This window comes from Sinimarinibacterium thermocellulolyticum, assembly GCF_040327995.1.
GTDB lineage: Bacteria > Pseudomonadota > Gammaproteobacteria > Nevskiales > Nevskiaceae > Solimonas > Solimonas thermocellulolyticum.
Genome location: NZ_JBEPIJ010000010.1, coordinates 1 through 14,861, shown reverse-complemented (window position 1 = coordinate 14,861; position 14,861 = coordinate 1). Strand labels below are relative to the sequence as shown.

The window sequence follows — 14,861 nt, the reverse complement described above, 5'->3', positions numbered from 1 at the left end:
AGGCGTCGCTACGCCATCTCCCGCATCGACACCCACAGCGCGCAGGCGGCGGCCACGAAGATCGGCAATGCGAAGTACAGCGACAGCGCCGGCATCGACACGCCCGCGGCGATCAGCAGCCCGGCGACCGCCGGGCTGAGCACCGCGCCGCCGCGCCCGAGACCGGCGGCCCAGCCCAGACCGGTGCTGCGGACCTGGGCCGGATAGATCGTCAGCGCCACCGTGTACAGATTGGTGAAGCCGCCCATCACGGTGATGCCGATCAGCAGCAGCGAGATCCAGACGATCACCGGCGGCACGGCGTCGGCCGCGAGCAGCATCGTGCCCAGCGCCGCGGCGGTGGCGCCGCCGATGACGAAGGACACGCTGATGATGCGATTGAGCGGCTTGTATTTGGCGAGCCCGCCGATCAGCGTCGTGCCGACCACGGAGCCGAAGGCCATCGTCACCGCGCCGCGGATCGCCTGGTCCTGCGGCCAGCCGGCGTTGACCAGGATTTGCGGCAGCCAGCTCGTGAAGAAGTAGACGGTCGCGAAGGCGAGGAAAAACGTCAGCCAGACCAGTAGCGTCTTCGCGCGGCGCGTCGCGGTCAGCAGCGAAACCACCGAAGCCGATTCACGACGCTCGTCTGTGCTCGTCTGCGGCAGGCGTTCGATCGGGCTCTGGCCGATGTAGCGCAGGATGCGGTTGATGTGCTCGAGCGCGCCTTCGGGGCGGCGCTTGATGATGAACGCCATCGACTCGGGCACGACGGCGTATTGCAGCACGCCGACCGCCATGGTCAGAGCGCCGGCGTAGACGAAGATGCTCTGCCAGCCATGCTCGGTGATCATCGGCGCGGCGATCAGACCGCCGATCACCGGGCCGAGCGGGCCGGCGGAGAAGATCGCCGCCAGGATCAGCGTGCGATGGCGGCGCGGGCTGTACTCGCCGACCAGTGGCGCCAGGGCCGCCATCAGTGCACCCAGGCCGAGCCCGCCGACGAAGCGCAGCACGATCAGCTGCGGTACGGTCTGCGCATAGGCGACGCCGAGTGTCGCCGCGCCGGCCATCAGCAACATCAGGCAGACGATCAGGCGGCGGCCGTACAGATCCGCGAGCGAGGCCAGGAACATCGCGCCCAGGGTCATGCCCAGCACGCCGGAGCTGAACACCATGCCGAGCTGATCGGCGGCAATGCTCCACTCGGCGCTGATCGCCGGCGCCGCGAACGAGATCACGGCGACGTCGAAGCCGTCGAGCACGTAGGCGACGAAGCAGATCGCCATGATCAGCCATTGCATCGGCGTGATCTTCGACTCGTGAATGATGTCGTCGGCGGGTGTGGCGGTGGCGGACTCGCGCATGCGGCAGGCATCCGTTGTCGAACGGGGAATCAGAACAACTTCTTCACCTCACGCCGCAGCAGCTTGCCCATCTCGTTGTACGGCAGCGCCTCGACCACAAGGATGCGCTCCGGCACGCGCGATGAGCGCAGGCGCTTGCGGATCAAGGTGCGCAGCTCATCTTCCGACGGCGGCGCTTGCGGGGTGCGCGGCACGATGGCGACGCCGACCGCCTCGCCCCATTCGAGCGAAGGCACCGCCACCGCAGCGGCATCGGCGATCGCCGGATGGCCCAGCAGCACGTCCTCGATCTCGCCCGGCGAGATGTTCTCGCCGCCGCGGACGATGACGTCGTCGGCGCGGCCGGCGAGGAACAGATAGCCGTCGGCATCGAGCCAGCCGGCGTCGCGCGTGGGGAACCAGCCGTCGGCGTCGAGCGCCTTGCGCTCGCGGTACTCGCCGGACACCTGTTCGCCACGCACATAGATCTCGCCGCGCTCGCCGGGCGGCAGCACGCGGCCGTTCTCGTCGCGAATCTGGATCTCGACCGTCGGCAGCGGTTTGCCGACCGAGCCCAGACGTGCACGCACGGCCGGATCGCCCGAGGCCAGCGCCGCGCGATGATCCTCCGGGCCGAGCAGTGCGATGGTCGAGCTGGTCTCGGTGAGGCCATAGGCGTTGGTGAAGCCGGTGTGCGGGAACAGTTCGAGCGCGCGCTCGATCAGCTCCAACGGCATGCGGCCGCCGCCGTAGGCGATGGCCTGCAGCGCCGACAGGTCGGGACGGTGGCCGGCGTCGATGCGCGCGATGATGCGAGCGAGCATGGTCGGCACGACGAAGGCATTGGTCACGCGCTCGCTCGCCGCAAGCTCCAGCCAGGCGTCCGGGTCGAAGGCCGGCAGCAGCACGATGCGGCGCATCGCGTAGATCGAACTCATCAGCGCGGCGATGCCGGCGATGTGATACGGCGGCACACAGACCAGCGCGGCTTCGTTCGGCGAGGCGGAGGCGAATTCGACGGTGCCGAGGATGTACGAGAGTAGGTTGGCGTGACGCAGCAATGCGGCCTTCGGCGCCGCGGTGGTGCCGCTGGTGAAGATCTGCGCGGCGATGCCCTCGCCCTCGCGCGGCTCCTTGGGTGCATCTTCGCCGCGGGCCTCGGCGGCGGCGACAAACTCGCCACGGCCGAGCGTGACGTGGCCCTGATCCGACGCGATGCGCGCGACGCGTGCGACGTCGCCGACGACGTACGCGGGCGCCACGCGCTGAAGCAGGGCGCGAAGATCGACATCGGCGAGCCGGTAGTTCAGCGGCACGTAGGGCACGCCGGCGAACGCCGCACCGAACAGCGCGATCGCTGCCGCCTCACTGCTCTCGTCGAGCAGGGCGAGGTGCGTCGCGCCGGTCTCGACGACGTGTGCCGCGGCGCCGTGAGCCGCGCTCAACAAGGCGCCGTAGGACCAGCGCCGGCCGTCGCAGACCAGGCCGATGCGGTGTGGTTCAGCCTCGGCGGCCATCTGCAGGAGTAGAGCGATGTTCATCGAGAACCCGTGAACGTCCAATGGATTCGGATCGGTGTCGGAGCGCGCCCCGGTCCGGAGTGCCGTCAGCAGACCTCAAAGACCCTAGGCGATCGCGCCACTCGCCTTGAGCTGCTCGATGCGATCCCAGTCCATGCCCATCTCCATCAGTACGATCTCGGTGTGCTCCGAGGCCTGTGGCGCACGCGTGGTCTTCACCGGCTGGTGATTGAACTGCACCGGGCCGCGTACCAGCTTGATCGGCGCACCGCCATCGCTGGCCTCGACCTCGAACAGCATGTCGTTGGCCAGTGCTTGTTCGTCGCGGGCGATGTCGAGCAGGCTCTGCACCGGCGCCCATTGGCCAGAGTAGCTCGCCAGCCTCTGCCGCCAGTACTTGAAGTCGTGCTGGGCGAAAGCCTCACGGATGATGTCGCTCGCCGCCTGCCAGTTCTTCATCAGGGCTTCGGCCGTGGCGAAGCGTTCGTCGCTCGCGCATTCCGGCCTGCCGATGTGCTCGAAGAAGCTCTTGATGTGCGGCCCCGGCGTGAGCGTGCACATGTTGATGGTCTCGCCGTCGGACGTGGTGTAGTTGCCCATCAGCGGATTGCCCGGATTGCCGCCGGAGCCGGGCATACGGTTGCGCATGATCTGGCCGGTGTCGATGCCCATGTCGATCGAGGTGCCGGCCGCCCACCACGCCGTGCTCAGCAGTGAGACGTCCACTTCCAGCGCCTCGCCGGTACGCTCGCGGTGGAACAACGCCGCCGCGATGCCGCCGGCGATGTTCATGCCACCGATCGAGTCGCCGAAGGCCGGGATGCCCTGCGCGATCGGTCCGCCGAGTTCGGGCGGCGACATCGCCCAGGCGATGCCGCTGCGGTTCCAGAACGCGGTGCCGTCGAAGCCGCCGACATCGCGCTCGGGCCCTTTGTCACCGTAGGCGCTGCCGCGCGCGTAGATGATCTTCGGATTGACCGCGCGGATGTGCTCGACGTCGAACTTCATCTTCTGCCGCTGGTGCGGCAGATAGTTGGTCAGGAACACGTCGGCGGTCTTGGCCAACTCGTAGATCACCGCCATGCCCTCGGGTTTGGAGATGTCGACGCCGACGCTGCGCTTGCCGCGGTTCGGGTGTTCCATGAACGGGCTGCGGTTCGGGTTGACCTTGATGCCGCCGAGATTGACGAAACCGCGCTGGGTGTCGCCGCGCTGCGGATGCTCGATCTTGATCACGTCCGCGCCCCAGTCGGCAAGGATCGCGCCGGCGGCCGGCACGAAGGTGAATTGCGCCACCTCCAGCACCCTGACGCCCTTCATCACCTGGGTCATGCGCACATTCTCCTCTCAGAATAATCAACAACATTGTTGCATACTGTTGGAGGGTGCGCTACAAAGCATGGGCGCTGCGGCATCGGCAGCAATCTTCGTCATCCCTCACAGACAAGGCAGGACAGCATGCGCATCGATTCCTCCATCGCGGCCGTGGTTACCGGCGGCGCATCCGGGCTCGGTCTGGCCACGGTCCGGGCGTTGCGCGCGGCAGGCGTCAAGGTCGCGATCTTCGACCTCAATCCGGAGACTGGCGAGAAGGCCGCCGGCGAAACCGGCAGCGTGTTCTGCCCATGCGATGTGCTGTCCGACGACAGCGTCGATCAGGCCTTCGCCAAGGCGCGCGCGGCCAACGGTCAAGAGCGCGTGCTGGTGTGTTGCGCTGGCGGGGGCAACGCGATTCCAACGGTGCGGCGCGACAAGACCACCGGCGAGATCAGCATCTTTCCGACCGACAAGTTCGAGTGGGTGCTCAAGCTCAACACCGTCGGCACCTTCCGCTGCATCACCCGCGCGGCCGCCGGCATGATGACGCTCGATCCGCTCGACGGCGAACGCGGCGTGCTGATCAACACGGCTTCGGCGGCAGCGACCGAGGGGCAGATCGGTCAGGCGGCGTACTCCGCGGCCAAGGCCGCGATCGTCGGCATGACGCTGACCATCGCGCGCGATCTGGCGCGCGAGGGCATCCGCGTGAACACCATCCAGCCCGGCATCTTCGACACGCCGGCGATGGCACGCGCACCGCAGCAGATGAAGGACGCGCTCGGCGCCATGGTGCCGTTTCCGCCGCGGCTCGGCTGCGCCGAAGAGTATGCGAGCCTCGCGCTGGAAATCATCCGCAACGGATACTTCAACGGCGAGACCGTGCGCCTCGACGGCGCGATCCGCATGCAGCCGCGCTGAGCGCGACGTGAACGCGCAGACCATCGAGTACACGAACGGTCGGACGCGCCTGGTCGGCCAGTTGTATCGCGGTTCGAGTGGGAACGGTACACGTCCGGGTGTGGTGGTGTTTCCGGAAGCCTTCGGTCTGAATGCGCATGCCCGTGAGCGTGCCGAATGCCTGGCGCAGCTCGGTTACGTCGCCTTCGCCGCCGATCTGCTCGGTGACGGCCGCGTGTTCGACGATTTGCCCGGGGTTACGCCCACGATCAAGGCGCTGTATGCCGACCGCGCCGAGTGGCGCTCGCGCGCGCAGGCAGCGCTCGACGTGCTTCGGGCGCAGGACGACGTCGACCGCGAACGGCTCGGGGCGATCGGCTTCTGCTTCGGCGGTAGCACGGCGCTGGAGCTGGCGCGTAGCGGCGCGCCGCTTTCGGCGATCACGGCGTTTCACGCCGGCCTGCTGCCGGCGCTGGCCGAGGATGCCGGGCGCATCCGCTGCCGGGTGCTGATCTGTCACGGCGATGAGGATCCGCTGCTGAATGCCGATACGATGAACACGGTGTTCGACGAGCTGCGTCGCGATCGCGTCGACTGGCAGATGGTGCGCTACGGCAACGCCGCGCACAGCTTCACCGACCGGCGGGCCGATGCTCGCAAGGATCCGCGGTTTCGCTATGACGCGAGGGCCGATGCGCGTTCGTGGTCGGCGATGCGGCAGTTGTTCGACGAGGCCTTTGCAAGGTCCTGATGCCTTCATAATCGGCAGGCCCGTCCATACTCGGTCAAGCAGGGGAGCCAGCCGCGATGAATTCGCCGCAGTCCGTCACGCGGGTGATCCACATTCTCGAAACGCTGTGTGCGAGCAACGAGCCGGTGAGCCTCGCCCAGCTCAGCCGCAGCCTCAAGGCGCCCAAGAGCAGCCTCGCCGCACTGTTGCGCGGTCTTGCGCAGGCGGACTTCGTCGCGCATACCGACGGCGCGTGGCGGCTCGGTCCGCGCGCGTTCGGGCTCGGCAGCGCGCTGCTGCAAGCGCGTCGACGCCTGCAGTCTTCGGATCTGATCCGCGCCGGCATGCGCCGGCTCGCCGATCGCAGCGGCGAGACGGTGCTGTTCGCCGTCGCCGACATCGACGCCGACGAACTGACCTATGTCGACGTGATCGAGAGCCGCAACGCGGTGCGCTTCGCGGTGTCGGTGGGCGATCGCCGGCCGCTGTACTGCACCGCCGGCGGTCGCGCGCTGCTGGCCGCGGCGCCGCCGGCACAGGTGCGCGCCTATCTGCGCAGGCTGCGTCCGCGCTCGCTGACCCGGTCCACCGAAACCGACAAGCGCCTACTCGCCCGGATCATCGAGCAGGTGCGCGCCGTCGGTGTCGCGCAGACCATCGACCAGGCCGCCGACGGCGCCAGCGGCACGGCCGCAGTCGTTCGTGATGCGAGCGGCACTGCGCTTGGCGCACTGATCGTGGCAGCGCCGACCTCGCGACTGCAGTCGACCCGCGACGAGCTCGCGCGCCTGGTGCGCGAGGAGGCTGCGGCGGTGTCCGCAACACTCGGTTATCGGGCGGTCGGCGAATAGCATACCGTCTCAAGCAACGGGGGAATGCGATGCGAATCTTTCTACTGATTTCGGCGCTGGCCTGGGCCGGCTATGGCCTTTACTGCCTGATCGACCCGACGATGCTCGCCGAACTCGCCGGTGTGACCTCGACGACGCCGACCGGCACAATCGAGCTGCGCGCGATGTACGGCGGCGTGCAGACGGCGCTGGGCCTGTTCGCGGCAGCGGCGCTGTTCCGACCTGCGTGGCAACGTTCGGCGGTGCTGGCGCTTGCCTTCGTCACCGGCGGCCTGTTCGCCGCGCGGTTGATCGGCGCGTTGCTCGCCGGCGACTTTTCGTCCTACACGATCGGTGGTCTGGGCTTCGAACTCGTATACACCGCGATTGCCATCGCTCTGCTGCGCAAGAGCGCCGCGACGGCCTGATCCTCGCGATCAGCGTGCGGCAGCGGCTGCGCCCATGCCCATGCCCGCCTCATCGAGTATCTGCCGCGTGTGTATGCCGAGTTCCGGCGCCGGGCCGGCGACGCGGCCGGGCGTGCGCGAGAACCAGGTCGGCACGCCGGGGAAGCGTACCGGGCCGTACTCCGAATCCACGGTTTCGAAGAAGCCGACCGCGTTCAGATGGGCGTTGTCGAACAACTCATCCGGCGTGCGCAGCGGCGCGGCGGGGATGCCGAGCGACCGCAGCAGCTCCAGCCATTCGGCGGTGGTGCGTTCGAGGAAGGTCTCGGCCAGCAGGCCATACACGCGGTCGATTTGCCTGGCGCGCTGCTGGAGCGTCGCCAGTTCCGGACCGGCCCAGGATGGCTTGACCGCGTCGACGAACTTGGCCCACATCTTGTCGTTGTAGATCAACGCCGAGATGTGGCCGTCCTTGGTGCGATACGGCCTGCGGTTGCGCGCGACTGCGCGCGGGTAGTGCGCCTTGGACAGTGGCGGGCTGAACATCGCGCCGTTGGCGTGCTCGACGAGCATGAACGAGGCCATGGTCTCGAACATGCCGACCTCCACCTCCTGGCCTTCGCCGGTGCGCTCTCGATGGAACAGCGCCATGACGGTGGCATACAGCGCGGTCAGTCCGGCGACCTTGTCGGCGATGATCGAGCCGACGTAGCTGGCCTCACCGGTCAGCATCTGCTGCACGGCGGTGAGGCCGCACTCGGCCTGGATGGTGTCGTCATAGGCGGGCAGGTCGCGATCCGGGCCGCGGCGGCTGTAGCCATAGGCATTGGTGTAGACGATGTCGGGCTTGATCGCGGCGACGTCGGCATAGGCAAAGCCGAGCTTGGCGATGGCCTTGGCGCGCATCGTGTGGATGAACACGTCGGCGCCTTCGATCAGCCTGCGCAGCGCCTCGCGGCCGGTATCGGTCTGTAGGTCGAGCACAACGCTGCGCTTGCCGCGATTGACGTTGGCGAACACGCCGCCCATGGTCGGTGATGGTCCGATCGAGATGTAGCGTGTGCCATCGCCGTCGGGCGGTTCGATCTTGATCACGTCGGCGCCCATGTCGGCAATGATCTGCGTGCAGTATGGCCCCATGACCATCGTCGTCAGGTCGATCACGCGCACGCCGGCCAGAGGTCCGTTGCGCTTCGTCGGGCTGCCCATGCCGCTGCTCCTGCCAGTTGGTCTCGATGGGCTCGATTGTTTCACGGAAATCGTACGGATTCCAGCACAATGAGCTAATATCAGAACAATCGGCTTTCATCGACAATGGTGCCCGCCCATGGATTTCAGCCTGACCGACGACCAGCAGCGCATCCGCGACGCTGTGCTCAGGCACTGCGCGCAGTTCTCCGCCGAGTACTGGCTGGAGCGTGATCGGCAAGCCAGCTTTCCGCAGGACTTCTTCGACTCGATGGCGGATGCCGGCTGGATCGGCATCGCCATGCCCAGCGAGTTCGGCGGATCGGGCCTGGGCATCACCGAGGCGGCGGTGATGATGCAGGCGGTCGCGGAGTCGGGCGCCGGCATGACCGGGGCATCGAGCATCCATCTGCCGGTGTTCGGCATGCAGCCCGTGGTGCTGTTCGGCACCGAGGAACAAAAGCGCCAATTCATTCCGAACGTGGTCTCCGGCAAGGACCGCGTGTGTTTCGCCGTGACCGAGCCCAACGCCGGGCTCAACACCACCGAGCTGAAGACGCGTGCGGAGAAGGTGCCGGGCGGTTACCGGGTCAACGGCGAGAAGATCTGGATCTCCACCGCGCAGGTCGCCAACAAGATGCTACTGCTGGCGCGCACCACGCCGCTGGATCAGGTCAAGCGCAAGACCGACGGTCTCACGCTGTTCTATACCGACCTCGACCGCAGCAAGATCGAGGTGCGGTTGATCCACAAGATGGGTCGCCACGCGGTCGACTCGAACATGCTGTTCATCACCGACCTGTTCATTCCGGACGAGCACCGCATCGGCGAAGAAGGGCAGGGCTTCAAGATCATCCTGCACGGGTTGAATCCAGAGCGCGTGCTACTCGGCGCCGAAGCGGTGGGCATCGGGCGTGCGGCGATCCAGCGGGCGGCGCGCTATGCGCGCGAGCGCGTCGTCTTCGGCCGGCCGATCGGCCAGAACCAGGGCATCGCGCATCCGCTCGCCAAGTGCTGGGCGCAGCTCGAAGCCGCGAACCTGATGGTGATGAAGGCGGCGACCAAGTTCGACAAGAATGAGGACTGCGGCGTCGAAGCCAATGCCGGCAAGTATCTCGCCGCCGAGTTCGCCTTCGAGGCCTGCCATACGGCGATGCTGACGCTCGGCGGCATGGGCTACGCGCAGGAGTACCACGTCGAGCGCCTGTTGCGCGAGGTGCTGATTCCGCGCACGGCACCGGTCAGCCCGCACATGATCCTCAACTTCCTCGCCGAAAAAGTGTTGGAATTGCCGAAATCCTATTGAGTGCCGATATGAGCCACGCACAAGAGCCGTTCAGTGCCCGTTCCTGGCTGTTCGCGCCGGGCGACAGCGAGAAGAAGATGGAAAAGGCCGCCGCCAGTGCGGCGGACATCGCGCTGTTCGACCTGGAGGACGCGGTCGCCGAAGGCGAGAAAGCCAGGGCGCGCGAGTTGGTCCGCGCGATGCTGCAAAAAGCGCAGCCTGCGCAGCGCGCGCGCCTTTGGGTGCGCATCAATCCGCTGCAGGGGCCGCATGCGCTGGCCGATCTCGCCGCGGTGATGCCGGGCAGGCCGGGCGGCATCATGGTGCCGAAGACGCGCGGCGGCCACGACCTCGTGGTGCTGGATCACTACCTGTGCGCGCTGGAAGTCGCGAACGGGATCGAACCCGGATCGACCAAAGTGTTTCCGCTGGTGACGGAGACCGCCGAGGGCATGCTCAACACGGGCTCCTACGTCGGTGCGCCGCGGCTCGTCGCGATGACCTGGGGTGCGGAGGATCTCGCCGACGAACTCGGCGCCAGCGAGAACAAGAACCCCGATGGCAGCTACGGCTTCACCTACGAGTTGGCGCGCAGCTTGTGTCTGGTCGGCGCCGCCGCCGCGCGCGTGCCCGCCATCGACACCATCCATGGCGACTACAAGGACCTCGACGGTCTGCGCAAGCGCGCGACCCAATGCCGGCGCGCCGGGTTTCGCGGCATGCTGGCGATCCACCCGGCGCAGGTCGACATCATCAACGAGGCCTTCCTGCCGACTGCCGAGGAGATCGCGCAGGCGCAGGAGATCGTCGAGTTGTTCGCGGCGAACCCCGGCGTTGGCGCCATCGGCTACAAGGGCGGCATGCTCGACCGGCCGTATCTGGCGCGGGCGCAGCAGTTGCTCAAGCTGGCGGGCAAGACGTGAGCGTGATCACCAACGCGGCCGAGCTCGATCTCGGCCGCTACCTGCGTCGCGGCGATCGCATCGTTTGGGGCCAGGCCTGCGGCGAGCCGACCACGCTGATCGAGACGCTGATCGAACAGGCCGACGACATCGGCGAGCTGTCCGCGTTCGCGGCGACGAGTTTTTCCGGTCTGCTCACGGTGGAGGCGGCGAGCAAGATCCGCCTGTCGAGCATGGGTGCGATCGGCACGCTGCGCACCCTCACCGCAGCGGGCAAGCTCGACGTGATTCCGTGCCACGTCAGCCAGGTGGGGCCTTACATCGAGCAGGGCCTGATCGGCTGCGACGTCGCCTTCGTGCAGCTCAGTCCGGCCGACGAGAAAGGCAATCACAGCTTCGGCTTGATCAGCGATTACGTTCAGGCGGCGGTGAAGAAGGCGCGTGTGGTCATCGCCGAGATCAACGACCAGGTGCCTTTCACCTTCGGCGAATGCCTGCCGGCGGACGCGATCGACGTCGCGCTAGAGGTGTCGCGGCCGCTGGTCGAGGTCCCTGCGGCCAAGATCAGCGCCACCGATCAGGCGATCGCCAAGCACTGTGCCGCCTACATCGAGGACGGTGCCGTGATCCAGACCGGCGTGGGCGCGGTGCCCGATGCAATTCTGCGCCTGCTCGGCGACCGCAAGGATCTGGGCGTGCACTCCGGCATGCTCGGCGACGGGCTCGTCGATTTGATCGAAGCCGGCGTCGTCACCAATGCGCGCAAGCGCATCGACACCGGGGTGTGCATCAACGGTGCGCTGATCGGCACGAACCGGCTCTACCGCTGGGCGCACCGCAACAAGGCCATGCGCATGTGCGCCACCTCATACACGCACGATGCGGCGGTGCTCGCGCAGCTCGATCAATTGGTCACGATCAACTCGGCGCTCGAAGTCGATCTCACCGGCCAGGTCAATGCCGAGCAGAGCGGCAGCGCCTATCTGGGCGGCACCGGCGGCCAGGTCGATTTCGTGCGGGCCGGCGCGCGCAGCCCCGGCGGGCGCTCGATCATCGCGCTGTCGGCGACGGCCAAGGGCGGCAGCATCAGCAAGATCGTGCCGACGCTGTCGGGGCCGGTGACGACGGCGCGCACCGAGGTCGACGTGATCGTCACCGAGTTCGGTGCCGCCGAGCTCAAGGGTCAGACCCTGGCCGAGCGTGCACGCCGCATGATCGCGATCGCTCATCCGGACTTCCGCGAGGACCTGGAACGCGCCGCGCACGCGCTGTTCGCGCGCGGCTACTGATCCCCGGTCAGCGACGCGATCGGCGCGTCGCAGCCTTTTTCTCGCCGCTGCCGGCGGCTGCCGCGGCTCGTTATCGCGCGGGCGCCACGACGCCGGTGGCCTGTTCGAGCGCGACCAGTTCGTCCTCCAGATATTCGAGCAAGCGCTGCACGTGCGGTACGGTCCTGCGGCAGGCGATCAGGCCGAAGTCGACGAAGTCGTGGCGGCTGATCACGGTGATGTTGAGGGCAAGACCATCGAGCAGCAGCGAGGCCGGGTAGAGCCCACAAAGGCGCGCACCCTGCCAGTACATGTCCTCGCGCGGACCGGGCACATGCGAGACGACGACGTTGCCCAGTGTGCGATCCTTGAAGCGGCTCAGCAGCGCCGCGATCGCGCCCGGCATCAGCATCAGCGCCGCATAGCTCTGTACCTGCGCGGGGCTGAGGTCGCGGATGCGTTGCTTGTTCTTGTCCATGCAGCGCTTGATCGCGCGCAGGCGTTGCAGCGGGCTGTCGAGATGGGTCGCCAGGTGCGTGATGGTGAAGGCGACCTCGTTGCCCAGGCCAGTGTTCTCGCGGCGCACCGACACCGGCACCCCGGCGATCAGCGGCTTCTCCGGCAGGACGTCCAGCGCCTGCAGATAGCGGCGCAGCGCGCCGCCGCACATCGCCAGCACCACATCGTTGAGCGTCGCCTCGCAGGCCCCGGCGACGGCGCGCATACGCGGCGTCGAATACTGCTGGGCGGCGAAGCGGCGGGTGGCACTGATCGTGCTGTTGAGCATGCAGGGCGGCGCCTGGCCGACGAGGGCGAGATCGGGATCGCGCAGGCGCAGATCGTCGAAGGTCTCGCGCGCACGCTGGAGCACCGGCAAGGTGGAGCGGATACCTTCGCGCGACTTCGCGCAGCGCCAGCAGCCCGCCCGTGGCCGGCGCCGGCACCGGCAGCGGATGCTTCGTCGACTTGTGCGTCGGAATTTCCCAGATCGCCGGCATCTTCGCGGACTCGGCCGCATCGGTGGACATGGACTGCATCAACAGCCGCATGCCGGCGACGCCGTCGACGACGGCGTGATGGACCTTCAGGTAGAGCGCCATGCGGCCGCCTTCGACGCCTTCGATCAGATAGATGCGCCACAGCGGATAGGCGCGATCCAGATGCCCGGAGTGGACGCGCGAGATCAGCGCCAGCAGCTCGCGGATACGGCCGGGCTGCGGCAGCGCCGTATGGACGAAGTGGTGTGCCAGATCGAAGTCGTCGTCCTCGACCCAGTAGTGCAGGCCGCGGCGCCGAGCCAGGCGCTGGTTGTACGGCGGCGCCGTGCGCGTCGACCGGCGCAGCCGCTCGGCGATGCGCGCGACGAAATCGGTCGGCGCATCGGCCGGCAGCTCGAACAGCATCAGCATGCAGATGTGCAGCGGCTGCCTGCGGCTTTCCAGGCGCAGAAAGGCGTCATCGATCAGCGATAGTCGCGCCATGAATGTGGTCCCCCCTCTAAGAACCTGGCCGGCCCGGTCCACTTTTACGCGACGCGCGGGCGGCGCGCCAGACGCTTGCGCATCCGGAGTAGCATCGGTGTCGGATGAGACATGGGAACAGGCCGGTGAGCGAACGGTTCGGGGTTCAGACGCGCGATCACGTCGCGCAGCTCGTGTTCGGGAATCCGCCGCACAACTTTGCGACGATCGCGCTGATCCGCGGCATCGCCGACGCGCTGGAGGCGCTCGATGCCGATCCGAAGGTGCGAGCGGTCGTCCTCGCTGCCGAAGGCCGCGCATTCTGCGCCGGCGCCGATCTGGTCTCGCCGAACGGCTTCGGCGCGCAGTCCGACGATCCGCTGCGCGAGTTCTACGATCAGGTGCTGCGCCTGTACGCGACGCGCAAGCCGATCGTCGCTGCGGTGCAGGGCGCCGCGATCGGCGCGGGCCTCGGTCTTGCCGTGGCCGCGGATTTCCGCGTGGCGGCGCCGCAGGCGCGCTTTTCGGCCAACTTCACGCGGCTCGGCTTTCATCCGGGCTTCGGCCTGACGTACACGCTGCCGCGACTGATCGGCGCGCAGCGCGCATCGCAGATGTTCCTCAGCGGCGAACGCTACCGCACCGACGAAGTGGTCGCCTGGGGGCTGGTCGACCGCGTCGTAGAGACCGAGCGGCTGACCGAGGCGGCGTTGGCATTCGCCGCCGAGATCGCCGTCAACGCGCCACTGGCGCTCGTGGCGACGCGCGCCACCCTGCGCGCCGGCCTGGTCGAGGCCGTGCGCGCGGCAATCGAACGCGAGCATGCCGAGCAGCTCAAGCTCAAGGACACCAAGGACTTCGCCGAGGGCGTGCGCGCGATGAGCGAGCGCAGGCCCGGCAACTTCAAGGGGCGCTGAGCGCGGGTGCACGGCGCGATCAGGCGTTGTCGGACTCACGCCGGAAGGTAATTCCTAACCTTTCCGGACCATAATTGGACGTAGCTCCTGGATTGAGATCTGCTTGAGAAGCTTGTGCAGCAAGGGTTGCAGGTTTTCGTGCCGGTGATTGAACCGGTAGCAAACTTCGGCCAGGTACAGGTGGAAGTATTGCCGGGGCACGCCACGGTACATGTAGAGCCAGTTCTTGGCATAGCTCCAGAAGCCCTCGATGCCGTTGATGTGATCTCGCCCGGCAGGCCGACCCTTCTCCTTGCGGATCATCACGTGTTCGCCGCGCAGCTTCAGCGTGGCGTAGTGTCGCCTCTCCCTAAACTCGGTCCAAGGATAACTGGAGGTCTCCGGGCAAACTACACGCCCCAGGAGGCTTTCAATGCGCAGGAGCAAATTCACTGAAACCCAGATCGTCCGGACGCTCAAAGCAGTCGAAGCCGGACGACAAGTCCGCGATGTATGTCGCGAGCTGGGCATTTCGGAACAGACGTACTACGTCTGGAAGCAGAAGTACGGTGGCATGGATGCGTCCGACGTGCGGCGGCTGAAGGATCTCGAGCAAGAGAACAGCCGGCTCAAGAAGATGTATGCAGACCTGGCGCTGGAGAACACCGCGCTCAAGGATGTCATCGCAAAAAAGCTGTAAGCCCTGCCGCGAGGCGTGAAATCGCGGCGACGTTGCAGACCGAGCACGGCCTGAGCGAGCGACGAGCCTGCGCGGCTGCTGGGCTGTCGCGGACGGTGGCGCGCTACCAGCGCACGCCGGATCGCGACGATGA

Annotated in this window: 14 protein-coding genes and 2 pseudogenes; 9 read left to right on the top strand and 7 right to left on the bottom strand. The window is 67.2% G+C overall.

Annotated features, from left to right (window positions below):
* Positions 1-8: 8 nt before the first annotated feature.
* The 3 genes from ABSH63_RS09825 to ABSH63_RS09815 form a co-directional block, all read right to left on the bottom strand.
* Positions 9-1,346: an MFS transporter gene (locus ABSH63_RS09825; RefSeq protein ID WP_352889412.1), complete on the bottom strand. Its 1,338-nt coding sequence runs from the start codon at positions 1,344-1,346 to the stop codon at positions 9-11.
* Between the two features lie 29 nt (positions 1,347-1,375).
* Positions 1,376-2,866 (bottom strand): class I adenylate-forming enzyme family protein, encoded by a 1,491-nt coding sequence (locus ABSH63_RS09820; RefSeq protein ID WP_352889410.1) that lies wholly within the window; start codon positions 2,864-2,866, stop codon positions 1,376-1,378.
* Between the two features lie 84 nt (positions 2,867-2,950).
* Positions 2,951-4,177, bottom strand: a complete 1,227-nt coding sequence (locus ABSH63_RS09815; protein WP_352889408.1) for a CaiB/BaiF CoA transferase family protein — start codon at positions 4,175-4,177, stop codon at positions 2,951-2,953.
* A 126-nt stretch (positions 4,178-4,303) separates the two neighbouring features.
* On the opposite strand from ABSH63_RS09815, the gene ABSH63_RS09810 reads away from it, so the two are divergent.
* The 4 genes from ABSH63_RS09810 to ABSH63_RS09795 are packed head-to-tail and all read left to right on the top strand — an operon-like array spanning position 4,304 to position 7,050.
* Entirely contained in the window at positions 4,304-5,083 is a 780-nt protein-coding gene (locus ABSH63_RS09810) for an SDR family NAD(P)-dependent oxidoreductase (RefSeq protein WP_352889406.1), read from the top strand.
* Positions 5,084-5,090: 7 nt separating this feature from the next.
* Positions 5,091-5,813, top strand: a complete 723-nt coding sequence (locus tag ABSH63_RS09805; RefSeq protein WP_352889404.1) for a dienelactone hydrolase family protein — start codon at positions 5,091-5,093, stop codon at positions 5,811-5,813.
* Between the two features lie 56 nt (positions 5,814-5,869).
* The gene (locus tag ABSH63_RS09800) at positions 5,870-6,643 is read left to right on the top strand and encodes an IclR family transcriptional regulator (protein WP_352889402.1); all 774 of its coding nucleotides are present in this window, start codon (positions 5,870-5,872) and stop codon (positions 6,641-6,643) included.
* Positions 6,644-6,672: 29 nt separating this feature from the next.
* On the top strand, positions 6,673-7,050 hold the full coding sequence (locus tag ABSH63_RS09795; protein WP_352889400.1) for a DUF4345 family protein: 378 nt from the start codon (positions 6,673-6,675) through the stop codon (positions 7,048-7,050).
* Positions 7,051-7,059: 9 nt separating this feature from the next.
* On the opposite strand, the gene ABSH63_RS09790 is transcribed toward ABSH63_RS09795, so the two are convergent.
* Complete coding sequence (locus tag ABSH63_RS09790; protein WP_352889398.1) at positions 7,060-8,238, bottom strand: CaiB/BaiF CoA transferase family protein; 1,179 nt, start codon at positions 8,236-8,238, stop codon at positions 7,060-7,062.
* Between the two features lie 118 nt (positions 8,239-8,356).
* On the opposite strand from ABSH63_RS09790, the gene ABSH63_RS09785 reads away from it, so the two are divergent.
* The 3 genes from ABSH63_RS09785 to ABSH63_RS09775 are packed head-to-tail and all read left to right on the top strand — an operon-like array spanning position 8,357 to position 11,693.
* A complete protein-coding gene (locus ABSH63_RS09785; RefSeq protein ID WP_352889396.1) occupies positions 8,357-9,523 on the top strand; it encodes an acyl-CoA dehydrogenase family protein in 1,167 nt (388 codons plus the stop codon).
* Positions 9,524-9,531: 8 nt separating this feature from the next.
* The gene (locus ABSH63_RS09780) at positions 9,532-10,425 is read left to right on the top strand and encodes an HpcH/HpaI aldolase/citrate lyase family protein (RefSeq protein WP_352889394.1); all 894 of its coding nucleotides are present in this window, start codon (positions 9,532-9,534) and stop codon (positions 10,423-10,425) included.
* Positions 10,422-11,693, top strand: coding sequence for an acetyl-CoA hydrolase/transferase family protein (locus ABSH63_RS09775; protein WP_352889392.1), 1,272 nt, complete (start codon positions 10,422-10,424; stop codon positions 11,691-11,693). Before ABSH63_RS09780 ends, ABSH63_RS09775 begins: the two co-directional genes overlap by 4 nt.
* A gap of 70 nt (positions 11,694-11,763) precedes the next feature.
* Here ABSH63_RS09775 and ABSH63_RS09770 read toward each other — a convergent pair whose 3' ends face one another.
* Positions 11,764-12,342, bottom strand: a complete 579-nt coding sequence (locus tag ABSH63_RS09770) for a WS/DGAT domain-containing protein (RefSeq protein ID WP_352889559.1) — start codon at positions 12,340-12,342, stop codon at positions 11,764-11,766.
* Between the two features lie 66 nt (positions 12,343-12,408).
* Positions 12,409-13,153, bottom strand: a pseudogene (locus tag ABSH63_RS09765) (wax ester/triacylglycerol synthase domain-containing protein); the annotation flags it as partial.
* 104 nt (positions 13,154-13,257) lie between these two features.
* Between ABSH63_RS09765 and ABSH63_RS09760 the strand changes: the two are divergent.
* Positions 13,258-14,049, top strand: a complete 792-nt coding sequence (locus ABSH63_RS09760; RefSeq protein WP_434223266.1) for an enoyl-CoA hydratase/isomerase family protein — start codon at positions 13,258-13,260, stop codon at positions 14,047-14,049.
* Between the two features lie 54 nt (positions 14,050-14,103).
* On the opposite strand, the gene ABSH63_RS09755 is transcribed toward ABSH63_RS09760, so the two are convergent.
* Positions 14,104-14,481: a transposase gene (locus ABSH63_RS09755; protein WP_352889388.1), complete on the bottom strand. Its 378-nt coding sequence runs from the start codon at positions 14,479-14,481 to the stop codon at positions 14,104-14,106.
* On the opposite strand from ABSH63_RS09755, the pseudogene ABSH63_RS09750 reads away from it, so the two are divergent.
* Positions 14,462-14,861: pseudogene (locus ABSH63_RS09750) on the top strand (transposase); the annotation flags it as partial. The gene ABSH63_RS09755 and the pseudogene ABSH63_RS09750 sit on opposite strands and share 20 nt — an antisense overlap.

Coding starts and splice junctions, on each gene's coding strand:
- ABSH63_RS09770 (WP_352889559.1), bottom strand. CDS start 12,342: ATGTGCGGCGGCGCGCTGCGCCGCTATCTGCAGGCGCTGGACGTCCTG.
- ABSH63_RS09825 (WP_352889412.1), bottom strand. CDS start 1,346: ATGCGCGAGTCCGCCACCGCCACACCCGCCGACGACATCATTCACGAG.
- ABSH63_RS09810 (WP_352889406.1), top strand. CDS start 4,304: ATGCGCATCGATTCCTCCATCGCGGCCGTGGTTACCGGCGGCGCATCC.
- ABSH63_RS09800 (WP_352889402.1), top strand. CDS start 5,870: ATGAATTCGCCGCAGTCCGTCACGCGGGTGATCCACATTCTCGAAACG.
- ABSH63_RS09760 (WP_434223266.1), top strand. CDS start 13,258: ATGAGACATGGGAACAGGCCGGTGAGCGAACGGTTCGGGGTTCAGACG.
- ABSH63_RS09820 (WP_352889410.1), bottom strand. CDS start 2,866: ATGAACATCGCTCTACTCCTGCAGATGGCCGCCGAGGCTGAACCACAC.
- ABSH63_RS09815 (WP_352889408.1), bottom strand. CDS start 4,177: ATGACCCAGGTGATGAAGGGCGTCAGGGTGCTGGAGGTGGCGCAATTC.
- ABSH63_RS09790 (WP_352889398.1), bottom strand. CDS start 8,238: ATGGGCAGCCCGACGAAGCGCAACGGACCTCTGGCCGGCGTGCGCGTG.
- ABSH63_RS09785 (WP_352889396.1), top strand. CDS start 8,357: ATGGATTTCAGCCTGACCGACGACCAGCAGCGCATCCGCGACGCTGTG.
- ABSH63_RS09780 (WP_352889394.1), top strand. CDS start 9,532: ATGAGCCACGCACAAGAGCCGTTCAGTGCCCGTTCCTGGCTGTTCGCG.
- ABSH63_RS09795 (WP_352889400.1), top strand. CDS start 6,673: ATGCGAATCTTTCTACTGATTTCGGCGCTGGCCTGGGCCGGCTATGGC.